This is a genomic window from Cellulomonas algicola, assembly GCF_019024305.1.
GTDB classification, from domain to species: domain Bacteria; phylum Actinomycetota; class Actinomycetes; order Actinomycetales; family Cellulomonadaceae; genus Cellulomonas; species Cellulomonas algicola.
This window is the reverse complement of record NZ_JAHKSJ010000037.1, coordinates 1-14,248: the sequence shown is the minus strand read 5'-3', so window position 1 is coordinate 14,248 and position 14,248 is coordinate 1. Positions and strand designations below refer to the sequence as shown.

Below are 14,248 nucleotides of genomic sequence, written 5' to 3'. Positions count from 1 at the left end.
TAGGGCACCGTGGCGCTGCCGCGGGCGCGTCGTCCACAGGTGCCGACCGCTCATGACGACGCGAGAATCACGCCATGCCGGGCACACGGACGACGTTCGACGACGACTTCGACGGCGACGACCTCGACCGCTCGGTCTGGTCGCCGCACTACCTGCCCGCGTGGAGCTCACGTGCGCAGAGCGCCGCGACGTACGAGGTGCGCGACTCGTGCCTCCGCCTGAGCATCGCGCGCGACCAGCCGCTGTGGTGCGCGGGCGATCACGAGCCGCCGCTGCGCGTCTCGGCCGTGCAGTCCGCGAACCGCTCGGGCCCGGTCGGGAGCACCGACGGGCAGCAGCCGTACCGCGAGGGCCTCGTCGTGCGCGAGCAGCAGGACGAGCTGCTCGGGTGGACGCCCGGTCCGGGGTACGTCGAGATGCGCGCGCGTGCCGTGCTGTCGCCGCGCTCGATGGTGTCGCTGTGGATGGTCGGCCTCGAGGACGTCCCGGAGCGGTGCGCCGAGATCTGCGTCATGGAGGTGTTCGGCGACGCCGTCGTCCCCGCCGAGTCCGCGGCGGTGGGCATGGGGCTGCACGCGTTCCGCGACCCCGGCGTCCGCGAGGACTTCGCCGCACCGCGACTGGCGATCGACGTCGCGCAGCCGCACACGTACGCGGTGCGCTGGACGGACGAGCACGCGACGTTCAGCGTCGACGGCACCGTCGTGCGCCGCTGCGACGGTCCGCCGACCTACCCGCTGCAGCTCATGATCGGCGTGTTCGACTTCCCCGACCGCCCGACGCCCGGCGACGACACCGTGCCGGAGCTGGTCGTCGACCGCGTGCGCGGGTGGTCGGGCTGAGGCGGACCACCCGCGCACGACGGACGCTCAGGACCGGATGAACTCCAGGATGTCGGCGTTGATGACGTCGGCGTGCGTCGTCGGCATGCCGTGCGGGAAGCCCTCGTACGTCTTGAGCGTGCCGTTCTGCAGGAGCTCCGCGCTGAGCGGCCCGGAGTTCGCGTAGGGCACGATCTGGTCGTCGTCGCCGTGCTGGACCAGGACGGGCACGGTGATCGTCTTGAGGTCGTCGGTGAAGTCGGTCTGCGAGAACGCGACGATCCCGTCGTAGTGCGCCTTGGCGCTGCCCTGCATGCCCTGCCGCCACCAGTTGGCGATGACCGCCTCGGAGGGCTCCGCGCCCGGCCGGTTGTAGCCGTAGAACGGGCCGGACGGCAGCGCGCGGTAGAAGTCGGAGCGGTGCGCGGCGACCTCGGCCTGGAGCCCGTCGAAGACGGCCTTCGGCAGCCCGCCGGGGTTCGTGTCGGTCTGGACCATGAGCGGCGGGACGGCCGCGATGAGGACGGCCTTGGCGACGCGGCTCTCGCCGTGCCGGCCGAGGTAGCGGACGACCTCGCCGCCGCCGGTCGAGTGGCCGATGTGCACCGCGTCGTGCAGGTCGAGGTGCGCGGTGAGCGCCGCGAGGTCGTCGGCGTAGTGGTCCATGTCGTGCCCGTCGGCGACCTGCGAGGACCGGCCGTGGCCCCGACGGTCGTGCGCGATCACGCGGTAGCCCTCGTGGAGGAAGAACAGGAGCTGCGTGTCCCAGTCGTCGGCCGACAGCGGCCAGCCGTGGCTGAACACGATCGGCTGTCCCGAACCCCAGTCCTTGTAGAAGATCTCGACGCCGTCGGTCGTGGTGATGGTGCCCATCCGTGCCTCCCCCGATTCGTCCGGAATGACCTGGCCAGCATCGCCGCAGGTGGCGTCCCGGCGGAAGGGCTTCCAGATGAAAACTGGGCGCCGGTCCGGCTCCGCTCGACGCGGACGATCCGCTACGGTACATACCGTCCAGTCGGTTTCCCGCATCGCCCGCGGCCCGGACGACGGAGGTGTGCTCGTGCAGGTCGTCGGTGCCGTCCTGGAGCGGTCGGGTGCGCCCGCGCCGTTCGCGTCGTCACGCCCCTTCAGCGTCGGGCCCGTCGACCTGGACCCACCCGGCCCCGGCGAGGTCCTCGTCCGCATCGAGGCCGCCGGCCTGTGCCACTCCGACCTGTCCGTCGTCGACGGCAGCCGCGTGCGGCCCACCCCGATGCTCCTGGGCCACGAGGCGGCGGGCGTCGTCGAGGCCCGGGGCGACGGCGCGGACGACCTGCGGGAGGGTGATCGCGTGGTGCTCACGGTCCTCCCCCGGTGCGGCACGTGCCCCGAGTGCGCGACCGACGGCCGCCTGCCGTGCCGCGTCGGGACCGCGGCCAACGTCGCCGGCGCGCTCGTCGGCGGTGGGTCCCGGCTGCACCGCGGCACGCAGGACGTGCACCACCACCTCGGCGTCTCGGCGTTCGCGACGCACGCGGTCGTCGACCGCACGTCGGTCGTCCGCGTCGACCCCGACGTGCCGCCCGAGGTCGCGGCCCTGCTGGGGTGCGCGGTGCTCACCGGCGGCGGTGCGGTCGTCAACGCCGGGCGCCCCCGGCCGGGCGAGGCCGTCGCGGTCGTCGGCCTGGGCGGTGTCGGGACGGCCGCGCTGCTCGTCGCCGTCGCGCTCGGGCACGAGGTCGTCGCGGTCGACACGCGCCCCGAGAAGCTCGCGACGGCACGCCGCCTCGGCGCCACGCTCGCGGTCCAGCCCGACGACCTGGCGGCGACGGGGGTCCGGGCGCCCGTCGTCGTCGAGGCCGCGGGCTCGGCACGCGCGTTCGAGACCGCCCTCGCCGCGACCGCACCCGGGGGCACGACGGTCACCGTCGGGCTGCCCGCCCCGACCGCCCGCGCATCCGTCAGCCCGCTCACGCTGACCGCCGAGGCGCGCACCGTCGTCGGCTCCTACCTCGGCTCCTCCGTGCCCGCACGCGACGTCCCGGTGTACGTCGACCTGTGGCGCGCCGGCCGGCTCCCGCTCGAGGAGCTGGTGTCGTCGCGCATCGCCCTCACGGACCTCGACCTCGCGATGGACCGGCTGGCCGCCGGCAGCGAGCTCCGCCAGCTCATCACGTTCGACGAGAGGACACCCACGTGACCGACGCCAGAACTGCCCTCGTCACCGGCGCCGCGCGCGGCATCGGCGCCGCGACCGCCCGACGGCTCGCCCGCGACGGCCACCGCGTCGCCGTCCTCGACCTGCGCGAGGAGGACGCCGAGACGACGGCCGCCGCGATCCGCGCCGACGGGGGCGACGCGCTGGCCGTCGGCGCCGACGTGGGCGACGAGGACGCGGTCGCGCAGGCCGTCGCGCACGTCGCCCGGACCCTCGGTCCTCCCACGGTGCTCGTGAACAACGCGGGGATCCTGCGGGACAACCTGCTGTTCAAGATGTCGACCGCCGACTTCGACGACGTGCTGCGCGTGCACCTGCGCGGCGCGTTCCTCGTCAGCCGGGCCGTCCAGGCGCACCAGGTCGAGGCGCGCTGGGGGCGCGTCGTCAACCTGTCGAGCACGTCGGCCCTCGGCAACCGCGGGCAGGCCAACTACGCGGCCGCGAAGGCCGGCATGCAGGGGTTCACCAAGACGCTCGCGATCGAGCTCGGGCCGTTCGGCGTCACCGTCAACGCGGTCGCCCCGGGCTTCGTCGAGACCGAGATGACGCGGGCCGTCGCGGAGCGGGTCGGCGTCCCGTTCGAGGAGCTGCTCGCCGCCGAGGCCAAGGCCGTCCCGGTCCGACGCGTCGGGCAGCCCGACGACATCGCCGCCGCGGTGTCGTTCTTCGCGTCCGAGGAGGCCGGGTTCGTGTCCGGCCAGGTGCTCTACGTCGCCGGAGGGCCGCGCGGATGACGATCACCGTGGACTCCCCCGCCGACCTCGCGTCCGTCGTCGGCACGACCGCGACCGGCCCCTGGCGGACGGTCGACCAGCGCCGCATCGACCTGTTCGCCGACGCGACCGACGACCACCAGTGGATCCACGTCGACCCGAGGCGCGCCGCGGACGGGCCGTTCGGGGCGACCGTCGCGCACGGCTTCCTCACGCTCGCGCTCCTCCCCGCGCTGACCGAGGGACTGCTCGACGTGGGCGGCACGTCCGCGGTCGTGAACTACGGGCTCGACCGCGTCCGCTTCCTGACGCCGGTCACCGCGGGGTCGAGCGTCCGCGCGACGACGACCATCCGGTCCGCCGAGGTCACACCGCAGGGCGTCCGGGTGGGCAGCGAGGTCGTCGTCGAGGTCGACGGGGCGGACCGGCCCGCGCTCGTCGCGGCGACGATCGCGCTCTACGTCCCGTCCTGACGCGCCGCGCACGACGGCGGCTCGACGCCCGTCGCCGGTCCTCGCGGACCGCGCGGCGGGCGTCGTCGTCGGGCAGGGGATCGGCCGTCGGGCGACGCGCGCGCACGTCATCCCGGAGCGCGAGCGTCAGGACGTGCGCTCCACGACCATCGCCATGCCCTGGCCGCCACCGACGCACATCGTCTCCAGCCCGTAGCGCCCGTCGGTCGCGGCGAGCCCGTGCAGGAGCGTCGTGGTGAGCCGGGCGCCCGTCATGCCGAACGGGTGACCGACGGCGATGGCCCCGCCGTGCACGTTGAGCCGCTCGAGGTCGACGCCGATCGCCTTCGCGGACGGCAGCACCTGCGCGGCGAACGCCTCGTTGAGCTCGACGAGGTCCATCTGGTCGATCGTGAGCCCGGCGTGGTCGAGCGCGCGCCGGCTGGCCTCGACGGGCCCGAGGCCCATGATCTCGGGCGACAGCGCGCTCACCCCGGTCGAGACGATGCGTCCCAGCGGCGTGAGGCCCAGGCGCTCCACGACCCGGTCGCTCACGACCACGAGCGCCGCGGCGCCGTCGTTGAGCGGGCAGCAGTTGCCGGCCGTGACGGTCCCGTCGGGGCGGAACACGGGCGGCAGGGCCGCGAGCGCCTCGACGGTCACGCCCGGGCGCGGTCCGTCGTCGGCCGACACCACGGTCCCGTCGGGCAGGGTCACCGGCGTGATGTCGCGCGCCCAGAAGCCGGACGCGATCGCGGCCTCGGCGCGGTTCTGCGACAGCGCGGCGTACTCGTCCTGCTCGCGGCGCCCGGTGCCGGTGAGCTGCGCGACGTTCTCGGCGGTCTGGCCCATGGCGACGTAGACGTCGGGGAGACCGCCGTCGTCGCGCGGGTCGTGCCACGTCGTCCCGCCCGCGGCGGCCTGGGCCGTGCGGGCGACCGCGTCGGCGAACCGCGGGTTCGTGACGTCCTCGCCGGGGATGTGGTCGGACGAGCCGCGCGCGGTGCGGCTGACGACCTCGACCCCGGCGGACACGAAGACGTCGCCCTCGCCCGCCTTGATCGCGTGGAACGCGGCACGGGTGGTCTGCAGCGACGACGCGCAGTACCGGTTGACGGTCGTGCCGGCGGTCTCGTCGAGCCCGGACAGCACGGCGACGACACGGGCCATGTTCATGCCCTGCTCGCCGCCCGGCAGCCCGCAGCCCAGGAGGAGGTCCTCCACGAGGCCGGGGTCGAGCGTGGGCACCTGCGCGAGCGCGGCGCGGACGGTCTGGGCGGTGAGGTCGTCGGCCCGCAGCCCGGTGAGCGACCCCTTGAACGCGCGGCCGATCGGCGAGCGGGCGGCGGCGACGACGAATGCCTCGGGCACGGCGGACCTCCTGGTGCGGTGCGGATCGGGACGTCGCCCGGCGCGGACGCCGGACGGGACGCGGCGGGGGCCGCGGGCGGCTCAGACGAACGCCGAGATGCCGGTGATGGCGCGGCCGACGATGAGGTTGTTCATGTCGCGCGTGCCCTCGAACGAGTAGACGGCCTCGGCGTCGGCGAAGAACTTGGCGACGCCGTGGTCGAGCTGGATGCCGTTGCCGCCGAGCAGCTCGCGGCACCACGCGACGGTCTCGCGCATCCGGGAGGTCGCGAAGCCCTTGGCGAGCGCGGCGTGCTCGTCGCCGAGCCGGTCCGCGTCCTGCATCCGGGAGGTCTGCAGGCACAGCGCGATCGACGCGGTGATGTTGCCGAGGCACTGCGCGAGCCGGTCCTGGACGAGCTGGAACGACGCGAGCGGCCGGCCGAACTGCTCGCGCTGACCGACGTAGGCGACGGTGGCCTCGAACGCGCCGACGGCGACGCCGACGGCCTGCCAGGCGACCTCGGCGCGGGTGAGCCGCAGCACGACGGCGACGTCGCGGAACGCGTGGATGTTCGGCAGGCGGTCCGCCTCGTCGACGACCACGCCGTCGAGCGTGATGTCCGCGTTCTGCACGATGCGCAGCGCCTGCTTGCGCTCGATCTTGCTCGCCGTGAAGCCGGGCGTGCCGCGGCGGACGAGGAAGCCCTTGACCTGGCCGTCGGCGGTGTCGCGGGCCCAGATCACGACGACGTCGGCGAACGTGGCGTTGCCGATCCACCGCTTGGCGCCGTTGAGCACCCAGGTGTCGCCGCGGCGCTCGGCGGTCGTACGCAGCCCCTTGGACGCGTCGGACCCGGACAGCGGCTCGGTCAGGCCGAACGCGCCCAGGAGCTCGCCGCGGCCCATCGGCGGGAGCCACTGCGCGCGCTGCTCGGGCGACCCGCCGAGCGCGATCGAGCTCATCGTCAGGCCGCTCTGCACGCCGACGAAGGTCGCGGTCGACGGGTCGACGCGGGCGAGCTCGAGCGCGGCCCAGCCACGCCACACGGCGGAGTTCTCGAACCGCGAGGTCTCGGGCCACATCGCGCCGAACATCCCGCACTCGGCGAGGCCGGGGACGATCTGGTGCGGGAACTCGGCGCGGTCCCAGTAGTCGAGGGCGATGGGCCGGACCTCGCGCTCCATGAAGTCGCGCAGGCGCGCTGAGGCGTCGTGCTCGGCGGGGGTGAGCGCCTCCTGGAAGCCGTAGAAGTCGGCGGCGAGCGGGGCGTGGACGGGGGTGTCGGTGGTCGTCATGGTGCGTCTCCCTGATCGTCGTCGACCGGCGCGTGCAACATCTTCGAGAATGTTGCACCACGAGGAGCACCCGGGTCTAGAGTCGGCGCATGCCGGATCCGACCGACCCGTCCCCCACCCCGGGCACGGGCGCCGCCGCGGCGGCGCACCGCACGCCACACCCCGGCTCGCTCGCCGCGGTCGGCACCACCGCCGCGCCGTCGTGGCTCTCGGAGCGCCTCGAGTCCGGCGAGCACCCCGATGCCGTGCGCGCGTTCCGGATGGCCCGCGAGCAGTTCATCGACGGCGAGCGCATCGACATGGGCCGCCTCGCCGGCCGCCTCGGCATCGACCGGACCTCGCTGTTCCGCTGGGTCGGCAACCGCGACGCGCTCCTGTCGGAGGTGCTGTGGTCGCTCGCCGTCCCGACGCTCCAGCAGGCCGAGGACGCCGCCGCGGGCCGCACCGGCCCCGACCGCGTCGCCGCGGTGCTCACGAGCTTCGCGTCCGACCTCATCCGCGCCCCCTACTTCCGGGCGTTCCTGCGCCGCGAGCCCGCCCGCGCCCTGCGGCTGCTCACGACCAACGAGAGCGAGATCCACCGGCGCTACGTCGCCACGGTGCGCGTGCTCGTGCTCGCCGAGCTCGGCGAGCACCCGTTCGACCGGGCCATCGACGCGAACGACCTCGCGTTCGTGCTCGTGCGCGTGAGCGAGTCGTTCACCTACGCCGACCTCATCTCGGGCGACACCCCGAGCGCCGCGCGCGCCCGCGCCGCGTTCGACGTCGTGCTGCGCCCGGGGGCGTCGTCATGACGTACCCGCACCGCGCGCCGTTCGCGACCCGCTGGAACGACAACGACCAGTACGGGCACGTCAACAACGCCGTCTACTACGAGGCGATGGACACGACGATCAACGTCTGGCTGCTCGGCGCCGGGCTCGACCCGCTCGCCGGCGAGCGCATCGCCGTGTGCGTCTCGTCGTCGTGCGAGTTCCGCGCGTCGTCGTCGTTCCCCGAGCCGTGGGAGGTCGGCCTGCGCGCGGGACGGCTCGGCACGACGAGCGTGACGTGGGAGCTCGGGATCCTGCGTCCCGGCACCGACGAGCCCTTCGCGACCGGGCGGTTCGTGCACGTGTGGGTCGACCGCGTGACGCGTCGACCGGCGCCCGTGCCGGACGACCTGCGCGCGGCGATCGAGCGCGACCTCGTCGCCGTCGCCGGCGGGGACGCGGACGACACCGCGCAGCACGACCCCCGGGTGCGCGACGCCTGACGGCGGGGTGCGGTACCGCGCCGCGGCCGCCTAGGTGCGCGGCCCTTTCGTGGCCGCCGGGTACGGCGTCCTGCCCTGCGCGAGGTCGTCGGTGAGCCGCTCGATCCGCCGGGCGCGGGTCTCGGGTCGCACCGCGGTCTGCACGCGGTGGAGGAAGGCGAACCGGTTGCGGCCGTCCAGGGCGGCGAACACGTCGGCCAGTCCGCGCGCGGCCAGGGCCGCGGCGAGGTCGTCGGGGACGACGGCGGTGGCCGGCCCGTCGTACGCGGCGTCCCAGCGGCCGTCCGCCTTGGCCCGGTCCACCTCCGCCACGCCGGCGGGGCGCATGCGGCCCTCGGCGGTGAGCCGCTCGACGCGGTCGCGGTTGATCTTCGACCAGACGCTCCTCGCGCGGCGCGGGGTGAACCGCTGCACGTACCAGTCGTCGTCGAGCCGCCGCGCGATGCCGTCGATCCAGCCGAAGCAGAGCGCGACGTCCACGGCCGCGTTCCAGTCGACGGACGCGACGCCGCTGCCCTTCTTGGCCATCCGCACCCAGACGTGGGTCGCGGTCGCGCCGTTCTCGTCGAGCCAGGCCTCGAAGGCCGCCCCGCTCTCGAAGTGCATCGCGCCGGTGTGGTCCATCGACATGACGGCAGCGTAGGGCCCGCCGCCGACGGCGGGTCGACACCACATACCGACCGCGCGGTATGCTCGCGACGAACCCGGGCACCGGCGCCCGGCCCGACGCGCGGAGGCCGCCCGTGCACGACCGCACACTGCCCGGGCTGGACGTCGCCCGCCTCGACGCGTGGCTGCACGCGCACCGCCCGGACCTCGTCGACGACACCCCGCTGCAGGCCGAGCTGCTCGCGGGCGGCCGCAGCAACCTCACCTACCGGGTCGACGGCGCCCGCGTGCCGCTCGTCCTGCGGCGGCCGCCGCTGCGCCACGTGCAGGCCACCGCGCACGACATGGCGCGCGAGCACCGCGTCCTGTCCGCGCTCGGGCCCACCCGCGTCCCCGTCCCGACGACGTACGCGCTCGTCGACGACACCGACGGCGCCGCGGGCACCGGGACCCCGTTCTTCCTCATGGCCCGCGTCGACGGCGAGGCGCTCGCGGCCCCCGAGCAGAACGCCCGCTGGTCCCCCGACGACCTGCGCGCCCTGAGCCTGGAGCTCGCCGCGCTGCTCGCGGCGCTGCACGCCGTCGACCCGCACGACGTCGGCCTCGCCGACCTCGGCCGGCCGGACGGGTTCCTCGACCGCCAGGTGCACCGGTGGGGCGTACAGCTCGACGGCTCCCGCTCGCGCGACGTCCCCGCGCTCGACGACCTGCAGGAGCGGCTGCGCGCCGACGTGCCGACCACGTGGCGGCCCGCGCTCGTGCACGGCGACTACCGGCTCGACAACGCGCTCGTCGCCCGGTCGCGGGCCGAGGCGAGCGCGAGCGCGGACGGGGTGTCCGGGCCGCCGCACGTCGCCGCCATCCTCGACTGGGAGATGGCGACGCTCGGCGACGCGGCCGTCGACCTCGGCATGCTCGGCCTCTACTGGGAGCTCGCGCGCGTCGCGGACGACGACCACACCGTCACCGCGGTCGACCCGGCCGCCGGGTACCCGGACTTCGCCGAGCTCGTCGACGCCTACGCGGCCCGGCTCGGCGCGCCGCCGCCCGACCTCGCCTGGTACCGCGCGTTCGCGGCCTACAAGCTCGCGGTGATCCTCGAGGGCGTGCACCTCCGGTTCCGCGCCGGCGGGACGGTCGGTGCGGGGTTCGAGCGCGTCGGCGACCTCGTGGCGCCGCTCGCCCGCGAGGGCCTCGCCCGGCTCGCCGACCGCGCGGGCACGGTACGCAGCACCACGGTCCGCACCCGAGCCGAGGAGGCCTGATGGACTTCGCCCCCGACGCCCGCACGCGGGACGTGACCGCCCGTGCGCAGGCGTTCCTCGACGACCACGTGCTGCCCGCGGAGCCGGTGCTCGACGCGCAGGTCGCCACGACGCCCGACGACTGGGGCACCCGCCCGGTGGTGCGCGAGCTCCAGGCCGAGGCCCGCGCGAAGGGCCTGTGGAACCTGTTCCTGCCCGGCCCGCACGGCGGCGGCCTCACGACGCTCCAGTACGCGCCCGTCGCCGAGCTCACCGGCCGCAGCCCGCGGCTCGCCCCCGTCGCGATGAACTGCGCCGCCCCCGACACGGGCAACATGGAGCTGCTCGCCGCGTTCGGCACCGACGCGCAGCGGGACCGCTGGCTGCGCCCCCTGCTCCGCGCCGAGATCCGGTCGGCGTTCTGCATGACCGAGCCCGACGTCGCGTCGTCGGACGCCACGACGATCCGCACGCGCATCCGCCGCGACGGCCCGGACTGGGTGGTCAGCGGCCGCAAGTGGTGGTCGACGGGCGCGATGAACCCCGAGGCCGCGCTGCTCGTCGTCATGGGACGCACGGACCCCGACGGTCCGCGGCACCGGCAGCAGAGCATGGTCCTGGTCCCCCGGGACGCCTCGGGCGTGCGCGTCGTGCGGCCGCTCACCGTGCTCGGCTACGACGACCGCGACCACGGCGGGCACGCCGAGGTCGAGCTCGACGACGTGCGCGTCCCCGCCGACGCCCTGCTGGGCGGACCCGGCGACGGGTTCGCGATCGCCCAGGCCCGGCTCGGCCCGGGCCGCGTGCACCACTGCATGCGCGCACTCGGCATGGCGGAGCGGGCGCTCGACCTCGTACGCGACCGGGCCACGACGCGCCGCACGTCGGCCGGACCGCTGGCCGAGCGCGGCGTCGTGCGCGAGTGGGTCGCGCGGTCCCGGGTCGACGTCGAGGCGCTCCGGCTGCTCGTGCTCAAGACGGCCTGGCTCATGGACTCCGTCGGCAACCGGGCCGCGATGCGGGAGATCCAGGCGATCAAGGTCGCCGTGCCGTCGTCCGTCGAGCGCATCCTCGACCGCGCGATCCAGCTGTTCGGCGCCGCGGGGCTGTCGGGCGACACGCCGCTCGCCGGGATGTTCGCCGCCGCGCGCGCCCTGCGTCTGGCCGACGGCCCCGACGAGGTGCACCTCGCGGCGCTCGGCCGCGCCGAGCTGCGCCCCCGCACCTCCCCGCCACCCGGCACCGACCTGAGCACCTCCGCACATCACGAAGGGAGCCACCGATGACGACCGACCCCGCCCTCGACGGAGAGGGCTACGGCACGATGTCCGTCGCCGCGATCCTCGCCGAGACCGCCCGCCGCCACCCCGACCGCACCGCGTTCCACATCGGCGACCGCACCGTCGCGTACGGGCCGCTGTGGCAGCAGACGCTCGCGTACGCGGGCGCGCTGCGGGACCGCGGCGTCGGGCCGGGCGACCGGGTCGCGGTGCACGTGCCGAACGTCCCCGACTTCGCGCGCGTCTACCACGCGGTGCTGTCGCTCGGGGCGGTGGTCGTGCCGGTCCACCTGCTGTTCAAGGCGGGCGAGATCGAGTTCGTCCTGCGGGACAGCGGCGCCCGGCTGCTGGTCGCGGCCGCACCGCTGCTGGGCGAGTCGCTGCCCGCGGCCGCCGCGGCGGGCGTCCCGACGGTCACCGTGCTCGTGCCCGACGGCGTCGACGTCCCCGCGCCACGCCTGGAGGACGAGGCCGCTGCGGCGACGCCGCTGCGCACCTACGCGTCGGTCAACCCGCTGCACCCCGCGACGATCCTCTACACGAGCGGGACGACGGGACGGCCGAAGGGCGCGGTCTCGAGCCACCTCGCGCTGATCGAGCAGGTGCACGTGACGCTGATCGACACGTGCGACATCCGCGCCGACGACGTGATCTTCGGCGGCCTGCCCTTCTTCCACACGTTCGGCCAGTCGTCGGTGCTCAACACCGCGTTCCGGCGCGGCGCGTCGGTGGTCCTCCTCCCCCGGTTCGACCCCGACGAGGCGCTCGCCGCGATGACGCGGCACGGCGCGACGGTCTTCACGGCCGTCCCGACGATGTACGTCGGGCTGGTCCAGGCCGCCGCGCGCACGACCGACCGTCCGCCCCTGCGGTTCGCCGTCTCGGGCGGCGCCGCGCTGCCGGTCGCGTTGCTCGAGGCGTTCGAGGCGACGTTCGGGGCGCCGGTGCACGAGGGCTACGGCCTGACGGAGACCGCGCCGACCGTGTCGTTCAACGAGGTCGGCGAGCGGCCGCGGCCGGGCACCGTCGGCCGTCCGCTGTGGGGCGTCGACGTCGAGATCGCGGACCCGTGGGTGGCCGACCGGATCGAGCTGCTCGGCACCGGTCAGCTGGGCGAGGTCGTCGTGCGCGGCCACAACCTGTTCAAGGGGTACCTCGGCAACCCGGAGGCGTCGGCCGAGGCGGTGGTCGACGGGTGGTTCCGCACGGGCGACCTCGGCACTCTCGACGAGGACGGTGTCCTCACGATCGTCGACCGGACGAAGGACATGATCGTGCGGTCGGGCTACAACGTGTACCCGAGCGAGGTCGAGTCCGTCCTGGTACGGCACCCCGCGGTCGCCCTCGCCGCCGTGTTCGGCGTGCCCGACGCGGTGCGCGGGCAGGAGGTGCACGCGGCCGTCGTCCTGGAGCCTGGAGCGACCGCGGCGCCCGACGAGCTCGTCGCCTTCGTGCGGGACCGCATCGCCGCGTACAAGTACCCGCGCGTCGTGCACGTCCGCGAGGTGCTGCCCACGGGCGGCAGCGGCAAGATCCTCAAGCGCGAGCTCGTGGCCGAGTACGCGCCCGCACCGGCCGACCTGTCCTGACGGTCGACGCACGGAGGGCGGGCGACCCGGTCGGGGCCGCCCGCCCTCGGTCGTGGGCGCGTCGCGTCAGGTGGTCGGGACGCCCTCGTCCTCCGGCGCCGGGGCCGCGCCGTCGTACGGCTCGACCGGTCCGTCGCCGGCGTCGGTGGTGAACGCGGTCCCGACGTAGTCCTGCACCCCGTCGTTCACGACGGTGATGCCGACGCCGCCGAACGACCGATGGCTGTCGGCCGAGAAGGCGAGCGGCATGATCCCGTTGCCGCTGACGTCGCCGCTCTCGAGCGCCTCGACGAGGCTCTCGCGCGTCGGGTCCTCCCCCGCCGCCGCGAGGGCCTGGGCGAACGTGTAGGCCACGGACATGCCGTAGACGGTGTTGCCGGTGAACGGCTCGCCGCCGTTGTACTCGTCGTTGATCTCGCGGAACAGCGCGACCCAGTCGCTGTCCGGGCTGAACGGCAGGTAGTTCGCGCTGACGAAGCCCTCGAGCACCGCGGCGGCGACGTCCTCGCCGAGGTAGCCGGCGAGCGTCGGGTAGTCGCCGCCCGACGACGACGCGAGCCACTGCGCCGGGTAGCGCATCTGGGCGGCGGTCCCGACCGTCCGGGCGGTGAAGCCGTTCACGGTCGCGAGGAAGTTGTGCGTGCAGCCCGCCGCCTGCATGGCCCCGACCTGCGCGGTGACGTCCTGGTCGGACACCGCGTACGTCTCGCTCACGGCGAGCGCGTCGGCCCCGAGCACCGCCTCCAGGCCGGCGACGAAGTCCTCGCCGTAGTCGTCGTCCTGCCCGAGCACGCAGAAGACGGCGTCGTCGCCGCCCTCGTCGAGCGCGTACTGCGCGAGCGCCTTGGCCTCGGTCGTGTAGTCGACGTTGAAGGCGAACGTCCACGGGTGCTGCTCGGGGTCGTCCCACAGCAGCGCGCCCGACGCGACGAACAGGTCGGGCACCTCGTTCTCGTTGAGGTAGTCGAGCACGGACGCGTGGGTCGGGGTGCCGAGGCCGTTGAGGATCGCGAACACCCCGTCCTCCTGGACGAGCTCGCGCACGACGGTCTGGGTCGTCGCGGGGTTGTAGCCGTCGTCCTTGACGACGTACTCGATCGTCCGCCCGTGGATGCCGCCCTGGGCGTTGACGTGGTCGAAGTACGCCGAGACGGCCTTCGAGATGGACGAGTACCCGGCGGCGGCCGGGCCGGTCAGGGGCGTGTGCGTGCCGACGGTCACGGTGTCGTCGGTGACGCCGGGGCTGGGCTCGGGGGTGCTGCACCCCGCGAGCGTCGCCGCGAGCGCACCGGCGCTCACGACGGCGAGGGGGCGCGGGCGCGTGCGGAGCGGCATGTCAGGCCTCGCTTTCGGATCCGGACAGGGGTGACCCGGCGGTGACGTCCTCACGCGGCGGCGAGGTCGGGCCGGGGGCTTCGGGGGCGGCGCCGGCTCGGCCG

14 protein-coding genes are annotated in these 14,248 nt (G+C 74.8%); 9 read left to right on the top strand and 5 right to left on the bottom strand.

The window, feature by feature from the left end:
• Window positions 1-74: 74 nt before the first annotated feature.
• Window positions 75-842: a glycoside hydrolase family 16 protein gene (locus KOV94_RS19825; RefSeq protein WP_218052976.1), complete on the top strand. Its 768-nt coding sequence runs from the start codon at window positions 75-77 to the stop codon at window positions 840-842.
• Between the two features lie 27 nt (window positions 843-869).
• Here KOV94_RS19825 and KOV94_RS19820 read toward each other — a convergent pair whose 3' ends face one another.
• A complete protein-coding gene (locus KOV94_RS19820; protein WP_218052975.1) occupies window positions 870-1,694 on the bottom strand; it encodes an alpha/beta fold hydrolase in 825 nt (274 codons plus the stop codon).
• A 187-nt stretch (window positions 1,695-1,881) separates the two neighbouring features.
• On the opposite strand from KOV94_RS19820, the gene KOV94_RS19815 reads away from it, so the two are divergent.
• From KOV94_RS19815 to KOV94_RS19805, 3 genes are read left to right on the top strand one after another with little or no spacing between them, the layout of a single operon-like run.
• A complete protein-coding gene (locus KOV94_RS19815) occupies window positions 1,882-3,000 on the top strand; it encodes a zinc-binding dehydrogenase (protein ID WP_218052974.1) in 1,119 nt (372 codons plus the stop codon).
• Window positions 2,997-3,752, top strand: coding sequence for a 3-oxoacyl-ACP reductase FabG (fabG, locus tag KOV94_RS19810; protein WP_218052973.1), 756 nt, complete (start codon window positions 2,997-2,999; stop codon window positions 3,750-3,752). Before KOV94_RS19815 ends, fabG begins: the two co-directional genes overlap by 4 nt.
• On the top strand, window positions 3,749-4,204 hold the full coding sequence (locus KOV94_RS19805; protein WP_218052972.1) for a MaoC family dehydratase: 456 nt from the start codon (window positions 3,749-3,751) through the stop codon (window positions 4,202-4,204). The genes fabG and KOV94_RS19805 overlap by 4 nt, the downstream gene beginning before the upstream one ends.
• Window positions 4,205-4,330: 126 nt before the next feature.
• On the opposite strand, the gene KOV94_RS19800 is transcribed toward KOV94_RS19805, so the two are convergent.
• Together KOV94_RS19800 and KOV94_RS19795 are read right to left on the bottom strand one after the other, a co-directional pair.
• On the bottom strand, window positions 4,331-5,554 hold the full coding sequence (locus KOV94_RS19800; protein WP_218052971.1) for an acetyl-CoA C-acetyltransferase: 1,224 nt from the start codon (window positions 5,552-5,554) through the stop codon (window positions 4,331-4,333).
• 81 nt (window positions 5,555-5,635) lie between these two features.
• Window positions 5,636-6,832, bottom strand: coding sequence for an acyl-CoA dehydrogenase family protein (locus KOV94_RS19795; RefSeq protein ID WP_218052970.1), 1,197 nt, complete (start codon window positions 6,830-6,832; stop codon window positions 5,636-5,638).
• 89 nt (window positions 6,833-6,921) lie between these two features.
• On the opposite strand from KOV94_RS19795, the gene KOV94_RS19790 reads away from it, so the two are divergent.
• Window positions 6,922-7,626 carry a QsdR family transcriptional regulator gene (locus tag KOV94_RS19790; RefSeq protein WP_218052969.1) on the top strand — a complete coding sequence of 235 codons (705 nt, stop codon included), beginning with the start codon at window positions 6,922-6,924 and terminating at the stop codon, window positions 7,624-7,626.
• Window positions 7,623-8,087, top strand: coding sequence for an acyl-CoA thioesterase (locus KOV94_RS19785; RefSeq protein ID WP_124343388.1), 465 nt, complete (start codon window positions 7,623-7,625; stop codon window positions 8,085-8,087). The genes KOV94_RS19790 and KOV94_RS19785 overlap by 4 nt, the downstream gene beginning before the upstream one ends.
• Window positions 8,088-8,117: 30 nt before the next feature.
• On the opposite strand, the gene KOV94_RS19780 is transcribed toward KOV94_RS19785, so the two are convergent.
• Entirely contained in the window at window positions 8,118-8,717 is a 600-nt protein-coding gene (locus tag KOV94_RS19780) for a YdeI/OmpD-associated family protein (protein ID WP_124343389.1), read from the bottom strand.
• Between the two features lie 113 nt (window positions 8,718-8,830).
• Between KOV94_RS19780 and KOV94_RS19775 the strand changes: the two genes are divergently transcribed.
• Genes KOV94_RS19775 through KOV94_RS19765 form a run of 3 tightly spaced genes read left to right on the top strand, consistent with a single transcriptional unit; the run spans window position 8,831 to window position 12,809 of the window.
• Window positions 8,831-9,961, top strand: coding sequence for a phosphotransferase family protein (locus KOV94_RS19775; RefSeq protein WP_308160682.1), 1,131 nt, complete (start codon window positions 8,831-8,833; stop codon window positions 9,959-9,961).
• Window positions 9,961-11,226, top strand: coding sequence for an acyl-CoA dehydrogenase family protein (locus KOV94_RS19770; protein ID WP_218052967.1), 1,266 nt, complete (start codon window positions 9,961-9,963; stop codon window positions 11,224-11,226). The genes KOV94_RS19775 and KOV94_RS19770 overlap by 1 nt, the downstream gene beginning before the upstream one ends.
• Window positions 11,223-12,809 (top strand): long-chain-fatty-acid--CoA ligase, encoded by a 1,587-nt coding sequence (locus KOV94_RS19765; protein ID WP_218052966.1) that lies wholly within the window; start codon window positions 11,223-11,225, stop codon window positions 12,807-12,809. Before KOV94_RS19770 ends, KOV94_RS19765 begins: the two co-directional genes overlap by 4 nt.
• Before the next feature lie 66 nt (window positions 12,810-12,875).
• Here the strand turns inward: KOV94_RS19765 and KOV94_RS19760 are convergent, their stop codons facing one another.
• Window positions 12,876-14,144, bottom strand: a complete 1,269-nt coding sequence (locus tag KOV94_RS19760; protein ID WP_124343393.1) for an ABC transporter substrate-binding protein — start codon at window positions 14,142-14,144, stop codon at window positions 12,876-12,878.
• Window positions 14,145-14,248: the final 104 nt, after the last annotated feature.

Bases quoted from the DNA above. Each gene is read 5' to 3' on its own strand.
- KOV94_RS19780 (WP_124343389.1), bottom strand. From the start codon at position 8,717: ATGTCGATGGACCACACCGGCGCGATGCACTTCGAGAGCGGGGCGGCC.
- KOV94_RS19805 (WP_218052972.1), top strand. From the start codon at position 3,749: ATGACGATCACCGTGGACTCCCCCGCCGACCTCGCGTCCGTCGTCGGC.
- KOV94_RS19825 (WP_218052976.1), top strand. From the start codon at position 75: ATGCCGGGCACACGGACGACGTTCGACGACGACTTCGACGGCGACGAC.
- KOV94_RS19820 (WP_218052975.1), bottom strand. From the start codon at position 1,694: ATGGGCACCATCACCACGACCGACGGCGTCGAGATCTTCTACAAGGAC.
- KOV94_RS19795 (WP_218052970.1), bottom strand. From the start codon at position 6,832: ATGACGACCACCGACACCCCCGTCCACGCCCCGCTCGCCGCCGACTTC.
- KOV94_RS19785 (WP_124343388.1), top strand. From the start codon at position 7,623: ATGACGTACCCGCACCGCGCGCCGTTCGCGACCCGCTGGAACGACAAC.
- KOV94_RS19765 (WP_218052966.1), top strand. From the start codon at position 11,223: ATGACGACCGACCCCGCCCTCGACGGAGAGGGCTACGGCACGATGTCC.
- KOV94_RS19760 (WP_124343393.1), bottom strand. From the start codon at position 14,144: ATGCCGCTCCGCACGCGCCCGCGCCCCCTCGCCGTCGTGAGCGCCGGT.
- KOV94_RS19770 (WP_218052967.1), top strand. From the start codon at position 9,961: ATGGACTTCGCCCCCGACGCCCGCACGCGGGACGTGACCGCCCGTGCG.
- KOV94_RS19790 (WP_218052969.1), top strand. From the start codon at position 6,922: ATGCCGGATCCGACCGACCCGTCCCCCACCCCGGGCACGGGCGCCGCC.